14 protein-coding genes are annotated in these 17866 nt (G+C 69.4%); all 14 read right to left on the bottom strand.

Annotation, left to right across the window (positions count from 1 at the left end; genetic code table 11):
• Positions 1–4: 4 nt before the first annotated feature.
• Positions 5–2245 carry a type II secretion system secretin GspD gene (gspD, locus tag ACTJIL_RS00070; protein ID WP_440753594.1) on the bottom strand — a complete coding sequence of 747 codons (2241 nt, stop codon included), beginning with the start codon at positions 2243–2245 and terminating at the stop codon, positions 5–7.
• Positions 2246–2254: 9 nt separating this feature from the next.
• Positions 2255–3064 carry a type II secretion system protein XpsN gene (locus tag ACTJIL_RS00065; RefSeq protein WP_440753593.1) on the bottom strand — a complete coding sequence of 270 codons (810 nt, stop codon included), beginning with the start codon at positions 3062–3064 and terminating at the stop codon, positions 2255–2257.
• Positions 3054–3674, bottom strand: coding sequence for a type II secretion system protein GspM (gene gspM, locus ACTJIL_RS00060; protein ID WP_440753592.1), 621 nt, complete (start codon positions 3672–3674; stop codon positions 3054–3056). Before gspM ends, ACTJIL_RS00065 begins: the two co-directional genes overlap by 11 nt.
• A complete protein-coding gene (locus tag ACTJIL_RS00055; protein WP_440753591.1) occupies positions 3655–4836 on the bottom strand; it encodes a PilN domain-containing protein in 1182 nt (393 codons plus the stop codon). The genes gspM and ACTJIL_RS00055 overlap by 20 nt, the downstream gene beginning before the upstream one ends.
• Positions 4833–5687 (bottom strand): general secretion pathway protein GspK, encoded by an 855-nt coding sequence (locus ACTJIL_RS00050; protein ID WP_440753590.1) that lies wholly within the window; start codon positions 5685–5687, stop codon positions 4833–4835. The genes ACTJIL_RS00055 and ACTJIL_RS00050 overlap by 4 nt, the downstream gene beginning before the upstream one ends.
• Entirely contained in the window at positions 5684–6328 is a 645-nt protein-coding gene (locus ACTJIL_RS00045; protein WP_440753589.1) for a prepilin-type N-terminal cleavage/methylation domain-containing protein, read from the bottom strand. Before ACTJIL_RS00045 ends, ACTJIL_RS00050 begins: the two co-directional genes overlap by 4 nt.
• Before the next feature lie 146 nt (positions 6329–6474).
• Complete coding sequence (gene xpsI, locus ACTJIL_RS00040; RefSeq protein ID WP_440755796.1) at positions 6475–6918, bottom strand: type II secretion system protein XpsI; 444 nt, start codon at positions 6916–6918, stop codon at positions 6475–6477.
• 11 nt (positions 6919–6929) lie between these two features.
• A complete protein-coding gene (gene xpsH, locus ACTJIL_RS00035; RefSeq protein WP_440755795.1) occupies positions 6930–7349 on the bottom strand; it encodes a type II secretion system protein XpsH in 420 nt (139 codons plus the stop codon).
• Positions 7350–7568: 219 nt separating this feature from the next.
• Positions 7569–8003 carry a type II secretion system major pseudopilin GspG gene (gene gspG, locus ACTJIL_RS00030; protein ID WP_440753588.1) on the bottom strand — a complete coding sequence of 145 codons (435 nt, stop codon included), beginning with the start codon at positions 8001–8003 and terminating at the stop codon, positions 7569–7571.
• 99 nt (positions 8004–8102) lie between these two features.
• Positions 8103–9320: a type II secretion system protein XpsF gene (gene xpsF / locus ACTJIL_RS00025; protein ID WP_440753587.1), complete on the bottom strand. Its 1218-nt coding sequence runs from the start codon at positions 9318–9320 to the stop codon at positions 8103–8105.
• A 155-nt stretch (positions 9321–9475) separates the two neighbouring features.
• Positions 9476–9658, bottom strand: coding sequence for a hypothetical protein (locus tag ACTJIL_RS00020; protein ID WP_440753586.1), 183 nt, complete (start codon positions 9656–9658; stop codon positions 9476–9478).
• A 258-nt stretch (positions 9659–9916) separates the two neighbouring features.
• Positions 9917–11608, bottom strand: a complete 1692-nt coding sequence (gspE, locus tag ACTJIL_RS00015) for a type II secretion system ATPase GspE (RefSeq protein ID WP_440755794.1) — start codon at positions 11606–11608, stop codon at positions 9917–9919.
• 201 nt (positions 11609–11809) lie between these two features.
• On the bottom strand, positions 11810–13726 hold the full coding sequence (locus tag ACTJIL_RS00010; RefSeq protein ID WP_440753585.1) for a S8 family peptidase: 1917 nt from the start codon (positions 13724–13726) through the stop codon (positions 11810–11812).
• Positions 13727–13852: 126 nt separating this feature from the next.
• On the bottom strand, positions 13853–17866 hold a 4014-nt coding region (locus ACTJIL_RS00005), incomplete at its 5' end, for a YadA family autotransporter adhesin (protein ID WP_440753584.1).

The following is a 17866-nucleotide window of genomic DNA, read 5'->3' as shown; positions in this document are numbered from 1 at the left end:
TGCATCACTTCTTCCGTTTCGGGTTCAACGGTTCCATGGCGCGGAAGCGACGGCTGTACTCGTCGGTCAGGTCGCGCGCTTCCTGCGGATTGCGGATGATCACTGGCGTCAGCAGGATGATCACCTCGCTGCGGCCGGTACTGGATTTCTGCTGGCCGAACAGGCCGCCGATGATCGGGATCCGGCTCAGGCCCGGGAAGCCGGTCGAACCGCGCCCTACCTCATCCTTGATCAGACCGGCCAGCATCACCGTGTCGCCGCTGCTGACCGCCGCTTCGGTCTTGAGCTTGCGCGTGTCGATGCGGACGTTGCCGTTCTCGTCGGCGGTGGCTTCGGGTCCGGGCGTGCTGACTTCCTGCACGATGTCGAGGAATACCATGCCGTCCTTGGTCACGCGCGGGCGCACGTTGAGGATGGTGCCGGTCTCGATGTACTGCACGTTGTTGTAGGTGCCGGTACCGCCGGTGCCCGGGTCGAACGAGACCGACGAAATCGGAATGCGGCTGCCGACGTTGAACGTCGCCTCGGCGTTGTTGCGCACCAGCACCGAAGGCGACTGCAGGACCTGCACGTCGGTCACCTGGTCGAGCGCACTGATGACCGCCGCCGCATTGCGGCCTAGGAATGTCCAGGCCAGGCCGCCGCTGCCATCGCTCGCACCCGGAAGCACGCTGCCGGCCAATGTGCTCCAGGTGGTTCGGCCCACCGCACTGGGCAGGCCGGCATCGGTGACGGCGCGCTCGAAGTACCAGTTGACGCCGTACTTCAGGTCGCCGGTGAGGGTGACTTCGGCGATCTGCGCCTCGATGTGCACCTGCATCGGCATCACATCCAGCCGCTCGACGACATCGCGAATCGACTTCCACGCGCGCGAGGTGGTGCGCACCAGCAGGGTATTGGTCTCGTCGACGGCCGACACGCCGACGCGGTCGCCCTCGACTTCAAGGGTGACGCTGGCGTTGCCGTTCTCGCGCGGATTCAGTCGCAACGAGCCATCGCCGATCCCGCCGCCGCTGCCGGTCCCGCCGTCCATGCCGCTGCCGAGCCCGCCGCCGGTGTCGCTGTAGCCGTCGTCGCCCTTGCTGCCGCTGCCGCTGATCGAGAACGGGTCCGCGCCCGGCACCAGCGACATGTTGCCGTCGCCGCCGTTCGCGCGGCCGCCGCCACCGCTGCTGCCGCCGAACACCTCGGCCAGCCGGTCGGCCAGGTCCTTGGCCTTGATGTACTTGAGCTCGTACGAGAACAGCTGCACGCCGGCGCCGGCGCCGTCGATGCGTTCGAGCCACTGCTGGATCTGGTCGAGATACGACGGCTGCGGCGTGATCACCAGGACCGCGTTGGCGCCCTCCAGCGGCATGAAGCGGAACATGCCGGCCACCGGCGTCTTGCTCTGCTCGCCGAACACCTTCTCCAGGTCCTGCACCACCTTGCTGGCCTTGCCGTTCTGCAGCGGGAACACGCCCACCGACATGCTCGACATCCAGTCGACGTCGAAGATCCGGATGGTGCGCAGGTAGTTTTCCAGCTCGGTACGGCTGCCGGCGATGGTGATGACGTTGCGGCCGGAATCGACGTTGACGATGGAATTCGGGCGCGCGTACGGCTTGAGGATCTTCTCCATCTCGGTGGCGGAGATGTAGTTGAGCTGCACGACCCGCGATTCGAAGCCACGCGCGTTGACCGGCGACCCGGTGCGCGGCGCCACCGCGCCGGTGGCCATCGCGGTGTCGGCCGGGACGATGTTGTAGCGGCCGTCGCTGTAGATCATGCGGGCGTTGTTCCAGCCCAGCACCATTTCCAGCAGACTCAGCGCCTGCGCGGGACTCACCGACTTGGGCGTCGCCAGCGTCACGGTGCCCTGCACGCCCGGCGCGATGACGTAGTTCTGGCCGAGCATGTCGCCGAGGATCGCCTTGACCACAGCCTGCAGCGACTCGCCTTCGAAATTGAACGTGGTTTCGCCGGTGGTGCCGACGAGGTTGGGCGGCGCCGAGGCGGCGACGGCGCTGTTGATCGTCTGCCCGGTACCGCGGCGGATCTGCGCCTGCGGCAGGCCGGCCTCGGCGTCAGGCAGTGTCTGTGCGGTCACCGGCCCGGAGCCAGCGGTGCCAGCCTGGCCTGCGTTGGGGACCTCGGTGCGCGCGCCCTCGCGACTCACCTGCGGGGCAGGCATCGTGGAGCACGCCGCCACCAACGTGGCGGCGAGGGCGGCGGCGAACGCCTTGATCAGGGAGCGTTGATTCATGCGTGCACTCTACGGTTTGTTGCCGGGCGGGGACGATTTCATCTCGTCCTGCCGCAGCTTGGCGCGCCGGGCTTCGATGCGCTTGCGGATGGCTTCGATCTGCTCGGCCGAAGCCCGGTTGTCCGGCTGTTCGCCCCTGGTGCCGGGCGTTCCGGGCCGCTGCGCGCCGGTGCCGGCCGTGTTGTTCGCGCCCGGAGCAGGCTGGGGGGGCGCGGTTCCCATGTCATCCGGCGTCGGCGGCACGACGACCGTGGGCGCCGGCGCATCGGCATCGGTCGCCGATGCCGGTGTCGATACCGGCGTCGGCGGCGCGCCGCCCTCGCCGTTGAAGACCCGCAGGTCGAGCTTGCGTTCGCCCTCGGGGCCTTCGAACACGGCCTTGCGCGGTTCGAGCGTGACCAGGCGCCAACCGGGCGCGGATTCCGGCGCCGTGCCCACCCGGACCCGCACCGAATCTCCACCCTCGCTGGGCTGCAGGATGGCCATGCGGAAATCGGGCGCGATCAGCACGCTGGTGAGCACGTAGTCGAAGCCGCGCTTGCCGTCGTCCTCGCCGCCGGGATTGATCACGAACGGCTGCGGCCGGCGGTTCTCGGAGAACAGCGGCCGGCGCCCGATCTCGGCGTACTGCGGCAGCGGGCCGAGGCGTTCGGGCAGCGGCTTGGCGGCCTGCGGCAGCGGCTGCAGCAAGGCCGGATCCTCGGGCAGCGACGTCACGCTGCCACCCATGCCCAGCAGCGCCAGCAGCCAGGCGCACAGCGCCCAGGCCGCCACCGCGCCGAGCAGCCAGGTTTTCGCGCCGGCGGTGTCAGCGCGCATCGGCGGGCGCTCCCGGCGGCGGCTGCAAGTAGCCGTACAGGTCGAAGCTGACGTCGAGCCCGCCGCTGCCCTGCGCATCCCCGTCGCCACGCGAACGGAAACTGCCCAGGGTCAGCACGTTGAGATTGTCGACGAACAGGCGCGGTGAACCGCCCTCGAGCGAATGCAGCACCGCGGCCAGCTCGGGATTGCCGCAGCGCAGCCGCACCTGCACCGCGACGCGCGGGAAGCGCTGCTGGCGCGCTTCGGTCAGCGGCGAACGGTTGATGATCGCGCAGCTGCGGTTGCCGGGGCTGGCTTCGAGCACCGCGGTTTCCAGCCGTTGCACCAGAGCCGAGGTCGCCAGTTCGGGACTGCGCTGGGGCATGAAGCCGGGCACGCTTGCCGCCTGCGCGCGCAATGCCTGCAGGCGCTTGCCGACTTCCGGCGCCTGGCGCAGTTCCATCCGTGCGCGCAGGTCGCGCTGCTGGAGGTCGCCGATGCGGCCATCGACTTCCAGCATCGGCGCGGTCCACCACGGGTGCACCAGCACCAGGTAGGCCAGGCCCAGCAGCAAGGCGAGGATGCCCAGCGCCAGCCAGCGGTCGCGGTCAGGGCTGGCTGCGCGCATCGGCCTTCCCTCCGTTGTCGTTGGCGGGCGCCGCATCGACGGCGAGCTGGGCAGTCATCGTGAAGCGGTCGCGGTGCGTGCGCGGGTCGGGCTGCAGCGCGCCGGTCAGCGCCGGCGAGCGCCACAGCTTCGAGCCCTCGAGCTGGCCGACCAGGGCCGAGGCCTCGCTGCTCTGGCCGATCAGCAGGATCTGGTCGCCCTCGATCGAGAGTTTTTCGAGATAGGTCGAGTCGGGTAGGCGCCGGCCGAGTTCGTCGAGCACCTCCACCGTCGTCGGCCGCGCCGCGCGGGTGCGCTGCAGGAATGCCATGCCTTCGACCAGGTCGACCAGCTGGCGCTTCTCGGTGGCCACCTGGCGCGCCTGCCGGGCGCGCGCGTCGGCTTTTTCGGCGAAGGCGTCGGCGGCGGCGCGGCGATTGGCGAGCAGTTGCCACATCGCCAGCGCGATGGCGACCACCGCCAGCGCGGCGAACGCCCAGTTCCACGCGCGCCACGGGTCCGCGCGGCGATGGCGCCGGGCATCGGCGAGCAGGTTGATGCCCAGCGGCGCGCCGTCGTCGCCCGCCATGTCGACGCCGGCCACGGTGCCGCCCAGCGTCCCGAGCGATGCCAGCGCGGCATCGAGCGTGGCCCGCGGCACCGCGACGAGTTCGGCCTCGATCTGGTCGCCGTTGCGCGCGACCACGCGCGCATCAAAGTGCACGTCGGCAACGGCGAACGGCGTCTGGCGGTCGATCTCGAACGCGACCACGTCACGCAGTCGTTCGGCCGCGGCCGCGGGAAACGCGAGCCGGCGGCGCAGCCCGGCACCGGCGGGCAGCAGCAGCCAGCGCGGCATGTCGGCCACGCGCGGCGCCAGCAGCGACGCCAGCAGTTCGTCGCCCTGCCCGGCTTCCTGTGCGCTCCATGGCAGCAGCGCGATCTCCTGCACGCCGTCGCCGCGCTCCAGCGCCAGCCGCAGCTCGCTGCCGGCGAGCTGCAGCAGCACGCGCTCGTGGGCGAGCCCGAGTAGGGTCCGCAGGCGCGGCGGCAGCCAGCTGGCCAGTGCCTGGGTCCACCAGGCCCAGAATCCGCCGATGCCCGGGCGCAGGCGGCCGCCCGCGCGCCCGAGGCGCTGCCGGAGCGAAGGAGTCGCAGACTGGTTGTCGACTGCCGCCGTCATCGTGGTGCCGTGGCTCCCTGTTCCCATCGCAATGCGGTGTAGGCCGAACCGGGTACGGTTCCGACCCCCGCGCGCACGACGACCCTCAAGATTGCCTGACGGCCGTTCGGGAGCCGCGCGCGGCTGTCGATACTATACGTGCCGCTGCCACCACCCAAGAACGCGTCCTCCGGCGACGGCGTGCGGGCGTTGCGCCGGGCGAGGATCGGTTCCGGGTCCTCGCCCAGCGCCTGCAGCACCTCGGCCGCGGCGAACTGCGGATCCGGGCGGCCCTGGCCGCTGTAGACGGTCAGCAACGGCGCCACCTTGGCGTAGATCGCCGGCGTCATGCCCAGCACCTGCTCGACTTCGGCCACGGTCTCGAACGGCGCGTCCTTGGCGCCCCACGGCAGGCCGGCGCTGGCGTAGGCCGGGTCCTCGGCGCCGCCCTGGGGCTGGGTGAGGTCGTCGCCATCGCGCCAGTCGGCGATCGCGGCGGCGATCGAACCCGCATTGGCCTGGTCGACGCCGACCACGGTGAACAGCCGCGCCAGCAGGTCGACGTCGGCGGCGTTCAGGTCGACCTTGCCGGATTCGTCGACGATCTCGATGCGCACGCGCGCGCCGCCGAAGGCCCAGTCGTAGCCGCGGCCGTCCGGTTGCCAGCGCAGCTTCGGATCGGATTCGGTGAGCCGGGTCAGTGCGTACTCGACGCCGGCGCGCGCGGCCTGGTCGGCGACCACGCCGCGGCTGAGCGTGCGGCCCTGCAGCTTCTCCATCTGCGCAGTCAACGCGAACGCACCCACCACCCCGGCCAGCAGCATGGTCAGCCACATCACCAGCAGCAACGCGACGCCGCGTTCGCGCCTCACTGGAACAACCCCCCGCTGCCGGCGCCGGCCTGCGGCAGCGCCACCACCAGCGACGGCCACTTGCGGCCATCGGCATCGACGATGTCGATCGACACCTGCAGCGGCAGCTGGCCGGGCGACGCCCACTCGTCCTGCCATTCGCCCAGCGCGTTCTCCGGGTCGAGCCCGCGATAGCGGAAGCGCACCTCGGACAGGTCGGAGGCCAGCGTCTCCGGCGGCCGCGGCGTTCGTTCGGGCAACGTCCGCGCGCCGGCGACCATGGTGAACGACACCGCCAGCCGGCTGGCATCGCCATCGTCGAACAATTCCACGTCGTGCAGGTGCGGGCCGCCGCGGCCGAGGTAGTCGGGCAGGTCGGCGACGAAGCGCATGCGCGTGGATTCGCCGGTGAAGCGGATCTGCTCGCCGGTATCCGGCAGGGTCTCGAACCCGATCGGCAGCGCCGAGGCGATGCGCCGGCGCAGGAATCCCTCGACCGCGCGCATGCGTTCGCTGCGCTGCGACAGTTGCTCGCCGCGCTGCGCGGTGGCGGTGGCCGCACGCACGGTGGCGAAGGCGAGCGCGAGGCCGGCGGCGAGCAGCGCGGTGGCCAGCAGCACCTCGATCAGGGTGAAGCCCCGCACCCGAAAACTTGCCGGCACGGCGCCAACGATGCCGTCGGAACGGCTTGCATCAATGAATCGCCGGGGCTTTTCAGCTTGTTGCCGGATTCCGACATGGGATCGCGCGCCCCCCCGCGAGGATGGCCCCTGCAAGGCCTGCCGCATCCGGCTCCTGCCCGCCGTCTTCACAGCGCCTCCGGCTGCGCCAGCCGCAGCGACTGCAGGTCCAGGCGCTCGCGCGGGCCGCCCTCGCCCCACTCCACGTGCAACGCCAGCAGCATCAGCTGCGGCGCGCCCGGTTCGATGGTGTCGCGCGCGCGCCGCGCGGGATCGACATAGCGATCGATGCTCAGGTTCCAGCGATAGCGGCCGTCCTCGAACTCGCCATCGCGGCTGCCCGGTCGCAGCGCTTCGCCGACGCCGACCTGGTCGAGCAGCGATTGCGCATGCATCGCCGCGCGCCCGGCGTCGGCGGACGCGCGCACCTCGCGCGCCGAACCCGACAGCGTGCCCAGCAGCAGGGTCAGCGCCAGCGCCAGCACCGCGAACGCGATGATGACTTCGAGCAGGGTGAAGCCGCGCTGCCGGCTGGTGAAAGAACTGCGCCCCGTCGCCACCGGGCGGGGCATCCTTGAACCGGTCACTGCCCCGCCTCCGCGCGCTTCAGCGTCACTTCGCCGGTCAGCCAGGCCACGTCGACATTCCACGCCGCGCGACCGCTGGCCAACTGCACGCGGCCGCCGGTGGACGCGCCGTCGTCGAAGAACAGGATCGCGCCCACCCCCGCTTCCGGCTGCACCTGGCGCGCGCCGGTGAAGTTGACGTCCAGCGCGGCGGGGATCTTGCCGTGGCGTCCGTTCGGCGCCTGCCATGCGTGCCCGCGCGGGTCGATCGTGAAGCGCTGCGGCACGCCGGTGGCGATCGCCTGCGCGCGGGTGTAGCGCAGGTTGGCGGCGATCTGCTTGGTGCTCGACTGCAACTGCATGCGCTGCGTGCCGCCGGTGGTTGCCATCGCGCCGAGCAGCACCGCGGCGGCGATGATGACCATCACCACCACCATCTCCAGCAGGGTGAAGCCGCGCTGCGCTGAACGCACCGGTGCGGCGGCAATGATGTCGTCGCCACGGCTTGCGCAGAAGAATCGCCGGCCCCCGGCGGGCAGGCCCGCAGACGATGCCTCAGCGCGAAACGGAAGCGTCATCGCGGTTTCAACGTCGCGCGAGTTCGGAAGACCAGTCTCGCGGCGGTGAATGCTCCGTCTTCGCACAGCGCCTGCCCGTCACTCGTACTTGATATCGGCGTCGACGCTGGTGCCGCCATCCTTGCGGTCGGCGCCGAGGCTGACCAGGTCGAAGCCGCCGTTCTCGCCCGGCACGCGGTACACATACGGTGTGCCCCACGGATCCTTCAGATCGCCTTCCTTCGCGTACGGGCCGAGCCAACCGCTGGCACTGCCGGGCTGCCGCACCAGGTCCTCCAGCGAACCGGGCAGGCTGCCGGTGTCCATCTGGTAGGACTGGATTTTCTCGGCCATGGTCTGCACCGTCGACTGCGCCAGCTTGTAGCGTGCCTTGTCGCCGCCGCCGAGGATCCGGCTGGCCGCGAACGCCACGATGCCGCCAATCAGCACGGTGACGATGATGATCTCGATCAGGCTGAAGCCCGCCTGCGCGGAGGGGCGCGGGGAGCGGGTAATGGAACGGTTGTTGCGCATGATGGGAAGTCCTCTTTTCAAGTGCGTCTCAAGTCATTCGGATGATCGGATGGAAGGTCTGCGGCCCCACGTCCCGGTGCAGGGCAGCGCTCGCATCCACTAGGAAATCGAACTGGTCAGGTCGTAGATCGGGATCAGCACCGCCAGGATCACCGCGCCCACGATCCCCGCGAGTAGAAGCGTGATCACCGGCACCAGCGCGGCGAGCATGCGGTCCAGCGCCTGCCCGGTTTCCTGCTCGAAGGTGTCGGCGGTCTTGAGCAGCATGGTGTCGAGCGCGCCCGACTCCTCGCCCACCTGGATCATCTGCAGCGCCAGCCGCGGGAAGCGCTTGCCCTTGGCCAGCGCGGCGGACAGGCCGACACCGTTCTTCACGTCCTCGGCGGCCGCCGCAATGTCGCTGGCCAAGGAACGATTGAGCAGCACGTTCCTGCCGATGCCGATCGCGGTCAGCAGCGGCACGCCGTTCTTCAGCAGCGTACCCAGGGTGCGCATCAACCGCGCGGTGTCGAGCTTGGCGACCAGCGAACCGGCCAGCTTGCGGCCCAGGATCCATTCGTCCAGGCGCGCGCGGAAGGCCGGATCGCGACGCTTGCGGTCGAGCCACCAAAGCAACAATGCAGGCACCGCCAGCACCACGATCCACCAGTCGCGCACGAACAGGCCCAGGCCAAGCACGAGCTTGGTGAACCATGGCATCTGCGCATCCAGGCTCTCGTACATGCCGGCGAACTGCGGCACCACGTAGCCGAGCAGGAACAGCAGCGACCCACCCACCATCACCAGCAGGATCGCCGGATAGATCAGCGCATTGACCACGCGCCCGCGCAGCGCATTGCTGCGCTCGTAGTAGTCGGCCAGCCGTTGCAGCGTGTCGTGCAGGCTGCCCCCCGCCTCGCCCGCGCGTACCATGTTGATGTACAGGCGCGAGAACGCGCCGTGCTGGCGCTCCAGCGCCGTCGACAGCGAAGCGCCGCCGCGCACCGCGTCGCGGATGTCGGTCACGGTGCGCCGCGCGGCTTCGTCTTCCGGCAGTTCGAGCAGGATCGTCAGCGCACGGTCCAGCGGCTGCCCCGCGCCGAGCAGCGTCGCCAGCTGCTGGGTGAACTGCACCAGCCGCTCGCCGGCAAACGGCTTGGGTTTGAACAGCGCACGCCACGCCGGCTCGCCCCCGCCCTCGCTGGCCAGCCTGGCCTCGATCGGCAGGTGCCCCTGTTCCTGCAGCCGCAACGCCACCTCGGCATCGCTCGCGGCCTCCATCTGGCCATCGAGCGTCTCGCCGCGGGTGTTGAGGGCTTTGTAGTGGTAGAGGGGCATCGGAGTGTCGGGTGTGGGGTATCGGTTGTTCTTGAGTGCGGGAGTGCAGGAGTCGGGAGTCGGGAGTCGGGAGTCGGGAGTCGGGAGTCGGGAAGGTTATCGCTCTTGATCGTCATCCCCGCGAAGGCGGGGATCGAGTGACCTTGGCTGTCATGTCAGCCGCCGATCTCCAGCCACAAGTCCCTCCATGACAAATTACCCTCTTCGATCAGCTGGATCTTCCATGCCCTGTTCCACTTCTTGATCCGCTTCTCTCCTGTAATCGCCGAATGCATGTCGCCGTGGAGTTCGTACCAGACCAGCTTGGTAATGTCGTGCTTCTTCGTGAAACCCTCCACGACATGTTCGCGGTGCTGCCAGATCTTGTGGCCAGATCGCTGGTGACGCCAATGTAGAGGGTTCCAACCCGATCACTGGCGAGGATGTAGACCGCTGGCTGCTTTTCCAAAGGCCGTTTCTTCCATGAAGGGCAAGGCCACTGGATTCCCGCCTCCGCGGGAATGACGACGGAAAGGCAAATCCTCTGGATTGCTCGCTTCGCTCGTCCCGCCTACGTGGGGATGACGATCCAAAACGCACTCGCGATTGAGCACGCATCACGCATCCTCCGTCACCCGCAACACCTCCTCGATCGTCGTCTCGCCCGCCAGCGCCTTGGCGATGCCGTCCTCGTACATCGTGCGCATGCCGGCCTGGCGGGCGATCTGCTCGAGTTCGCCCATGCCGGCGTGGCGCATCACCGCGCGGCGCAGTTCGTCGTTCATCACCAGGAATTCCATGATCGTGGTGCGACCGAGATAACCGGTGGGCGCGATCGCCGAGCCGCCGGCGCGGTACAGGAAGATTTCGCCTTCCGGCTGGTAGCGACGCAGGCTGAACTTGTCGATTTCCTCCGGCGAGGCCGGGTAGCGCTCGGCATGGGTCGGCTCCAGGCGGCGCACCAGGCGCTGGGCGAGGATGCCGTTGATCGTTGAGGTCAGCAGGTAATCCTCGACGCCCATGTCGAGCATGCGGGTGATGCCGCCGGCGGCGTTGTTGGTGTGCAGCGTGCTCAGTACCAGGTGGCCGGTGAGCGCGGACTGGATCGCGATGCGCGCGGTTTCCAGGTCGCGCATTTCGCCGATCATGATGATGTCCGGGTCCTGGCGCACGATCGAGCGCAGCGCGTTGGCGAAGTCCAGCCCGATCTGCGGCTTGGCCTGGATCTGGTTGATGCCCTCGATCTGGTATTCGACCGGATCCTCGACGGTGATGATCTTGACGTCGCTGGTGTTGAGCTTGCTCAGTGCGGTGTACAGCGTGGTGGTCTTGCCCGAACCGGTGGGGCCGGTGACCAGCAGGATGCCGTGCGGCTGCTGCAGCACGTGCTCGAACTGCGGCAGGAAGTGGTCGGTGAATCCCAGCCGGTGGAAATCGAACACCACGGTCTCGCGGTCGAGCAGGCGCATCACCACGCTCTCGCCATGCGCGGTCGGCACCGTGCTCACGCGCAGGTCGAGTTCCTTGCCCTGCACGCGCAGCATGATGCGGCCGTCCTGCGGCAGCCGGCGCTCGGCGATGTTGAGCCGCGCCATGATCTTGATGCGGCTGATCACCGCGGCGGTGAGGTTGGTCGGCGGGCTTTCGCCTTCCTCGAGCACGCCGTCGATGCGATAGCGCACCTTCAGGCGGTTCTCGAACGGCTCGATGTGGATGTCGGATGCGCGCATCTCGACTGCGCGCTGGATGACCAGGTTCACCAGGCGGATGACCGGTGCCTCGGAGGCGAGGTCGCGCAGGTGTTCGACATCGTCCATGTCGCCCGAAGTCTCGCCGTCGGCAGTCTCGACGATGGTGCCCATCGCGCTGCGGCCCTGACCGTGCCAGCGTTCGACCAGGTCGTCGATCTCCGAACGCAGGCCGACGCACAGCGCGAGGTCGCGCCCTGTCGCCAGGCGGACGGCATCGATGGCATAGCGGTCGTAGGGATCAGCCATCCACAGCAGCAGCCGGCCGTCGTGCTCGCCCAGCGGACACAGGTGGAATTGTTTGAGGAAGCGCAGCGACAGCGGCTGCGCGTCGGAGATCAGCTCGGGTGGCGTTTCCGGCGCCTCCCTGCCGGCCAGCAACGGCAGCTGCATGGCCTCGGCGCAGGTTTCGGCGTGGTCGCGCTCGGAGACCAGGCCCAGACGACCCAGCAAGGACAACAGGTCGCTGCCGGTCTCTTCCTGCAGGCGCCTGGCGCGCACCAGGTCGGATTCCTTCAGGCGGCCCTTCGCGAGCAGGGCGGCGACGATGCGCTCGTCCATCCCGGCGTCGAGGCCGCGGTGGTTTGCAATGGTGTCGGCTGCCGCGTTCACGTTCCACTCCGGCATGGGGGCTCGACTTTAACAGCTTGGGAAACGTGCCGGCCGCCATCCGCGGCGCCGTGCCCCAGTCGCGGTTCACGCGCAAAAAAGACCCCGGCCGGAGCCGGGGTCCAGGGTCGTGCCGACCGGAAAACCGGTCGCTTACTGGCGTGCGACGAGGGTCACGCCGCTGTACGCACCCGCCCCCACCAGCTTGACGTAGTAGACGCCGGCCTGGGCCTGGTTCTTGTTGAAGCGCACGGTCTCGCTGTTGCCACTGCGCGTGGATTTCGAGTCGTAATCCGTTGTGCTCGGCTCGGCCTCGAAGCTGACGTACACGGAGACATTGCCGCTGCCACCGTAGGTCATGAAGCTCAGCGTCGCCCCGGCCTGCGCCGTGAAGCTGTACAGCTTCTCGCTGCCGGCCGCTCCGCTCAGGCCCGGGACCGGCACCTTGTTGGTGAGCTCGATCGCCACCGGGCCGCAATCCTCCGTGCACGGCGGCTCGATCGCCGCTGCCACCGCGGCGGCGGCGTCGACGATGCCCGCGCCGATCGGCTGGGTCGGCGGCACGCTCGGTGCGTGGGCCGTGGACTGCAGGATCGACAGCACCTCGTCGGGCGTCAGTGCGGGCAGGCCGGCATCGGCCCGCGCACCCTGCATCAGGGCGACCACGCCTGCCACGTGCGGGCTGGCCTGCGAGGTCCCCGCCATGCCGAGATAGGCATAGGCCGCTTCCGGCGCCTTGAGGCCATCGTTGACCGCCTGCCAGACGAAGCCATCGTTGATCGGCGTGCCCGAGCTGCCGTCGTTCGCATAGACGCCGCCGCCGGGCGCGGAGATCTCGACGCTGTCGCCGTAGTTGGAATAGAACGCGCGCTTGCTATAGATGCCGTTCGACGCCACCGTAACCACGCCGGGGCAGTTGCCCGGCGAATAGCCGCTGGCATCGTCGCCGTCGTTGCCCGCCGCGATGACGACGGTCGAGCCGCGCGAGTTCGCGCCTGCGATCGCATCCGCTTCGGCTTGGCTGCAGGCACCCGTGCCGCCGAGGCTCAGGTTGATGACCTGCGCGACGTTGGTGTTGTCCGGCACGCCGTCGACATGGCCACCCGATGCCCAGATGATGGCGTCGGTGATGTCGCTGGTGTAGCCGCCGCAGTGGCCGAGCACGCGCACGGGCAGGATCTTCGCGTTGTAGGCGACACCGGCCATGCCGCTGGTGTTGTTGGTCAGTTCCGCGCCCGCGGTACCGGCCACGTGGGTACCGTGCCAGGAGCTGTCATCCGGCGGGTTCAGCGCGTTGGTGCACTCGCTCAGCCACGGCTCTTCCGTGGTCCAGTCGCCGAGGTCCCAACCGCCGGCGACGCGGCCGTCCGTATCGCGGCCCGAGACGAAGGAGTCGGTGATGAAGTCGTAGCCCGCATCCGCCAGCGTGGTGTCGATGTCCGGGTGCTGGGTGATGCCGGTGTCGAGCACGGCGATCACGACGCCGTTGCCATCGGCCAGGTCCCAGGCGTTGTTGACGTTGCTGCCGCCGAGATTGGCGACGCCGTTGGCGGTCGCGGTGCCATCAGGCGCCTTCAGGTGCCACTGGTAGTTGCCGTAGTAGGTGTCATCCGGCGTGAACGCCTGCGGCTGCACCTTGGCCGGGGCGCGCACGTCGCGCACCGGACGGCGCATGCGGTCGACTTCGACACGCACGACCGCGGGGTCCGCCGCGACCTGCCGCATGAATGCCTCGGCTTCGACGCGATCGAGCTTGCGCGAGGTCTTCACCAGATCGGAACCGATGGCGAGCTTGCGCAGGTAGCTGGCGTTGGCCGGCCTGGCCTGGCTCGACAAGCCTGCGCGCGACAGCGCGGTCGCCATGTTGCGCGTGATCGCGCTGCGGTTGTTCCTGGCAGTCGCGCCATCGCGATACGTCACGATGAAACGGCTGAAGGACTGCTGGTCGCCCATGACGGCGGCGTTGACCTTCGGCGGCTCGGCCTGGCGGGGCGCCTTGTCCGCCGCGATCGCGGAACCGGACAGCAGGCCCACGATCACCGTGGCCAGTACGCTGGTGCGAATACTCATCTTCGTCATTGGAAATACTTCCTCATCTGGTTGTTGTGACTGGTGCTGCTGCACGCCTTTGCCGCTGGTCGAACGTGATGCGATGCCGGGTGACGCCGCCGGAGAAGCGGCACCCGGGTCCCCCTGCTACCACCCGAAGCCGGCACCGAGACCAACCGAGGTCTCGTCACCGCTGAACGCGCCACCGAGCGTGATAACCGCGCGATCGCTGATCGCACGCTGGTAACCGACCGAAAGCGCGCTCTCGCCGTTCTGGAAACCGACACCGACGCCGACCCGGTTCTGCGTGCGGATGCCGGCGGCACTCGTGGCCATGTTGAGCATGGCCGCACCCATCGCGCCCTGGCGGTCGATGCGGCGGTCCTGATCGCGGAAGCGGTGGTCGATCTCGCCCTGGAACGCGGTGAACGTGTCGTCCCACGCGGCGAACTTGGCATCGGTATAGGCATTGGCCGACGTCAGGGTCTTGGTCGCGGTGGTGTCGGTGTAGGTCTTGGCCTCGGCGACGCCACTGTCGAGCTGGCCCTTGTTCACCGCATCGGTGGCCGCGGTGCCGTCGGCGACGTTGGTGACCTGGCGCTCATTGCCGACACTGCCCACCGAAACGGTGTTGTCCCGGTCGGCCACCGAACCCTGGCCCAGCGCGACGCTGTTGCTGCCGGTGGCCGAGGCATCCTGGCCGACCACGGTGTTGCTGGTGTCCGCGGTCACGGTGCCGGCATTGCCGCCCCCGATGCCACCATCATTGCCGGTCGGACCGGTGACGACGCTGCTCTTGCTGCCACTCCCGTTCGGCTGGTCCTTGCCATTGCCGCTGCTGTTGCCATTGCCGGGGAAGGACTCGAGCTGGCTCACGCGGCTGTCCAGGCCACTGATCGCGCCGTCGAGCGCGCCCAGCGCATCGCCGACATTGAAGTAGCTGCCGCCCTGGATGACATAGGTCGGCGCGGAGATCGTTCCGAACGCCGTCACCGCGGCCCCGCCACCGAGCATCGCCGCGGTGCTGTCGAGCGCGTCGTACATCTGACTGCCATTGACTGCGTCCATGCTGCTGGCGCTGACCGAGCCGGCGGCCACGTTGCCAATCGTGGTGCCTTCCTCGCCACCCAGCGTGATCGTGCCCTTGCTGTCGTCGTCGTACTGCACGGCGCCGTCGGCAAGCTCGCCCACGCTTCCAGCGACTTCATCGAGCTGCGCCTTGTTCACCGCATCGGTGTCCTCGGCGCCTGCCGCCACGTTGGTGATCTGGCGCTCGTTGCCCGCGCTGCCCACCGAGACCGACGAATCGCGGTCGGCCACCGAACCGGCACCCAGCGCCACGCTGTTGAGGGCGTCGGCATTCGCGCCCGCGCCCAGCGCAGTCGCCCCATCCGCGGTCGCGAACGCGCTCTCGCCCAGCGACGTGCTGCTCTCGCCGCTCGACCAGCTGTTCCAGCCGATCGCCGTGGCGTATTCGCCGGTTGCCCAAGCCCCGTTGCCGAACGCGGACGAACCGGTCCCACTGGCTTCGGTCGGAATCAGTCCGAAGAACGTCGCACCGCCCACGGCCGTGCTCTCTTCGCCCGTCGCCTGCGACGACTCACCGACCGCCGTGCTGCTCGTGCCTGCGGCCAGGCTCATCGTGCCGACCGCCGTGCTGTAGTCACCCATCGCGTTGGCCACCGCGCCGAACGACGACGACTGCGCGCCCGAAGCGTAGGCACCCACGCCCGCCGCGGTCGCCGCAAAGCCTTCCGCATTCGCGCTCGCACCCAGCGCCGTGCCACCCACGCCCGCGCTGGTTGCGCCGGTGTCCACCGGCACCCCACCACTGGTGATCAGCGGATCGCCGTTCTCGTCCACCGCGTTACCGCCTACCGCGACCGCAGCCGGGCCGGTCGCCTGTGCGTTCTGCCCGAACGCCGCGCTGTTCTGGCCCGTCGCGAGGGCGTTGAAACCGACCGCTGTCGCGCCATCGGCCAGCGCGTTGGCGCCGCTGCCGAACGCCGACGCGCCGTCCGCGAGGGCATTGGCCGCCTCGCCTGCCGCGGTGGCATTGATCCCGTCCACGTATGCGCCCACGCCCTCCTGGTCCGGGTCGTCGCTGGCCTGGAAGAAGTGATCGGTGTTGTCTGCCGTCTTCGCCACTTCCTGCAGCTGCGACACGTTCACCGCATCGGTGTCTTCGATACCTTCGCTGACGTTGGTGATGCGGCGCGTGGCCGGATAGCCGCCATTGCCGGTGCCGTTGCCCACTGACACCACGTTGTCGTCACTTGCGCGCGAACCCGCGCCCAGCGCCACGCTGTTGTCGCCGTTGGCCCAGGCGCTGGCACCGATCGCCGTGGCGCCCTCCGCATAGGCGAACGTATCCTGCCCGAGCGCAGTCGCGCCTTCGCTGGTCGCCCAGGCGAACTGGCCCAGCGCAGTGCTTTGCGCACCGGTCGCCCATGAGGTGCCGCCGACGGCGACACTGTCTTCTCCGGTTGCGCGCGAGTTGGCGCCAACGCCCACGCCGTACAGGCCGCTCGCGGTTGCCGAATCGCCCACCGCCACGGTGCTGGTGCCGGTCGCCGCGCTCTGCGTGCCGACCGCCGTGCTGTAGTCGCCGGTCGCATTGGCCACCGCGCCGAACGCCGACGCCTGCGCGCCCGACGCATACGCGCCGACGCCCGCTGCCGTCGCTGCGAAACCATCCGCGTTCGCGCTCGCACCCAGCGCCGTGCCGCCCACGCCCGCGCTGGTCGCGCCGGTGTCCACCGGCACGCCGCCACTGGTGATCAGCGGATCGCCGTTCTCGTCCACCGCGTTGCCACCCACCGCCACCGCGGCCGGGCCGGTCGCCTGTGCGTTCTGCCCGAAGGCCGCGCTGTTCTGGCCGGTCGCCAGGGCGTTGAAGCCCACCGCCGTCGAGTTCTGCCCGATCGCATTGGCGCCGCTGCCGAACGCCGACGCACCGTCGGCGAGGGCATTGGCCGCCTCGCCTGCCGCGGTGGCATTGATCCCGTCAACGTATGCGCCCACGCCCGGGTTATCCGGATCGTCGCTCGCCTGGAAGAAATGGTCGGTGTTGCTCGCCGTCTTGCCCACTTCGTCCAGCTGCGCCTTGTTCACCGCATCGGTGTCCTCGGTGCCCGCCGCGACGTTGGTGATCTGGCGCTCGTTGCCGGCACTGCCCACCGACACGCTGTTGTCACGGTCGGCTTCCGAGCCTGCGCCCAGCGCCACGCTGTTGATGCCCGACGCATACGCGCCGTAGCCGATTGCCGAGGAATCCCCCGCGCTTGCCCACGAAAGGCTGCCGATCGCGGTGCTGTAATCGCCAGTCGCGCCTGCACCCGCGCCGAACGCCGATGAATTGGCGCCTGATGCTTCGGCGGAAATCAAACCGAAGAACGACGTCCCGCCGACCGCGGTCGACTCCTCGCCCGTGGCCTGGCTGTATTCGCCCACGGCCGTGCCGCTGGTGCCGCTTGCGGTCGCCGCCACGCCCACCGCGGTAGCGTAGTCGCCGGCGGCGTCGGCGCCGTAGCCGATCGCCGAACCCAGGTAGCCGCTAGCCGCGCTGTAGCTGCCCATCGCGGTGGCGCCGGTGCCCGAGGCTTCGCTGCGGAAGCCGTTCGCCGTCGCCTGGGTGTCCGAGGCCACCGACTCGGCACCGGTGGCCGTGCTGTACGCACCCGAGGCCGAAGCGCTGTCGCCGAATGCGCTGGATCCGATCTCGCTCGCCGACGATGCGAAACCGACCGCAGTCGAATCCTCGCCGCTGGCGGCGGACTCCGCGCCCAGGGCAGTCGCCCCGTCCGCGCTCGCGGTGCTGTAGTAGCCGACCGCCGTCGACTCGATGCCGCTGGCCTCGCTCAGCGTGCCGTTCGCCACGCTGCCATCGCCGGACGCAATCGCGGCAGCGCCCGTCGCCGTGCTCTGCTCGCCGCTGGCTTCGCTCTCCGCGCCCACGGCGGTCGAGTATTCGCCGATCGCCTGGGCGCTGGCGCCGAACGCCACGCTGTTGGCACCGACGGAAAGCGCATTGAAGCCGACGGCCGTGGCGTTGTCGGCCACCGCGTTCGCGCCGCTGCCGTACGCCGACGCACCGTCGCCAATCGCGTTGGTCGCTTCGCCCGCCGCGGTGGCGTTGATCCCTTCCACGTATGCGCCCAT

Source organism: Luteimonas sp. 22616, from assembly GCF_052044325.1.
Lineage (GTDB): Bacteria > Pseudomonadota > Gammaproteobacteria > Xanthomonadales > Xanthomonadaceae > Luteimonas.
Note: the sequence above shows the minus strand (reverse complement) of the source record. Positions and strands in the feature narration are given on the sequence as shown.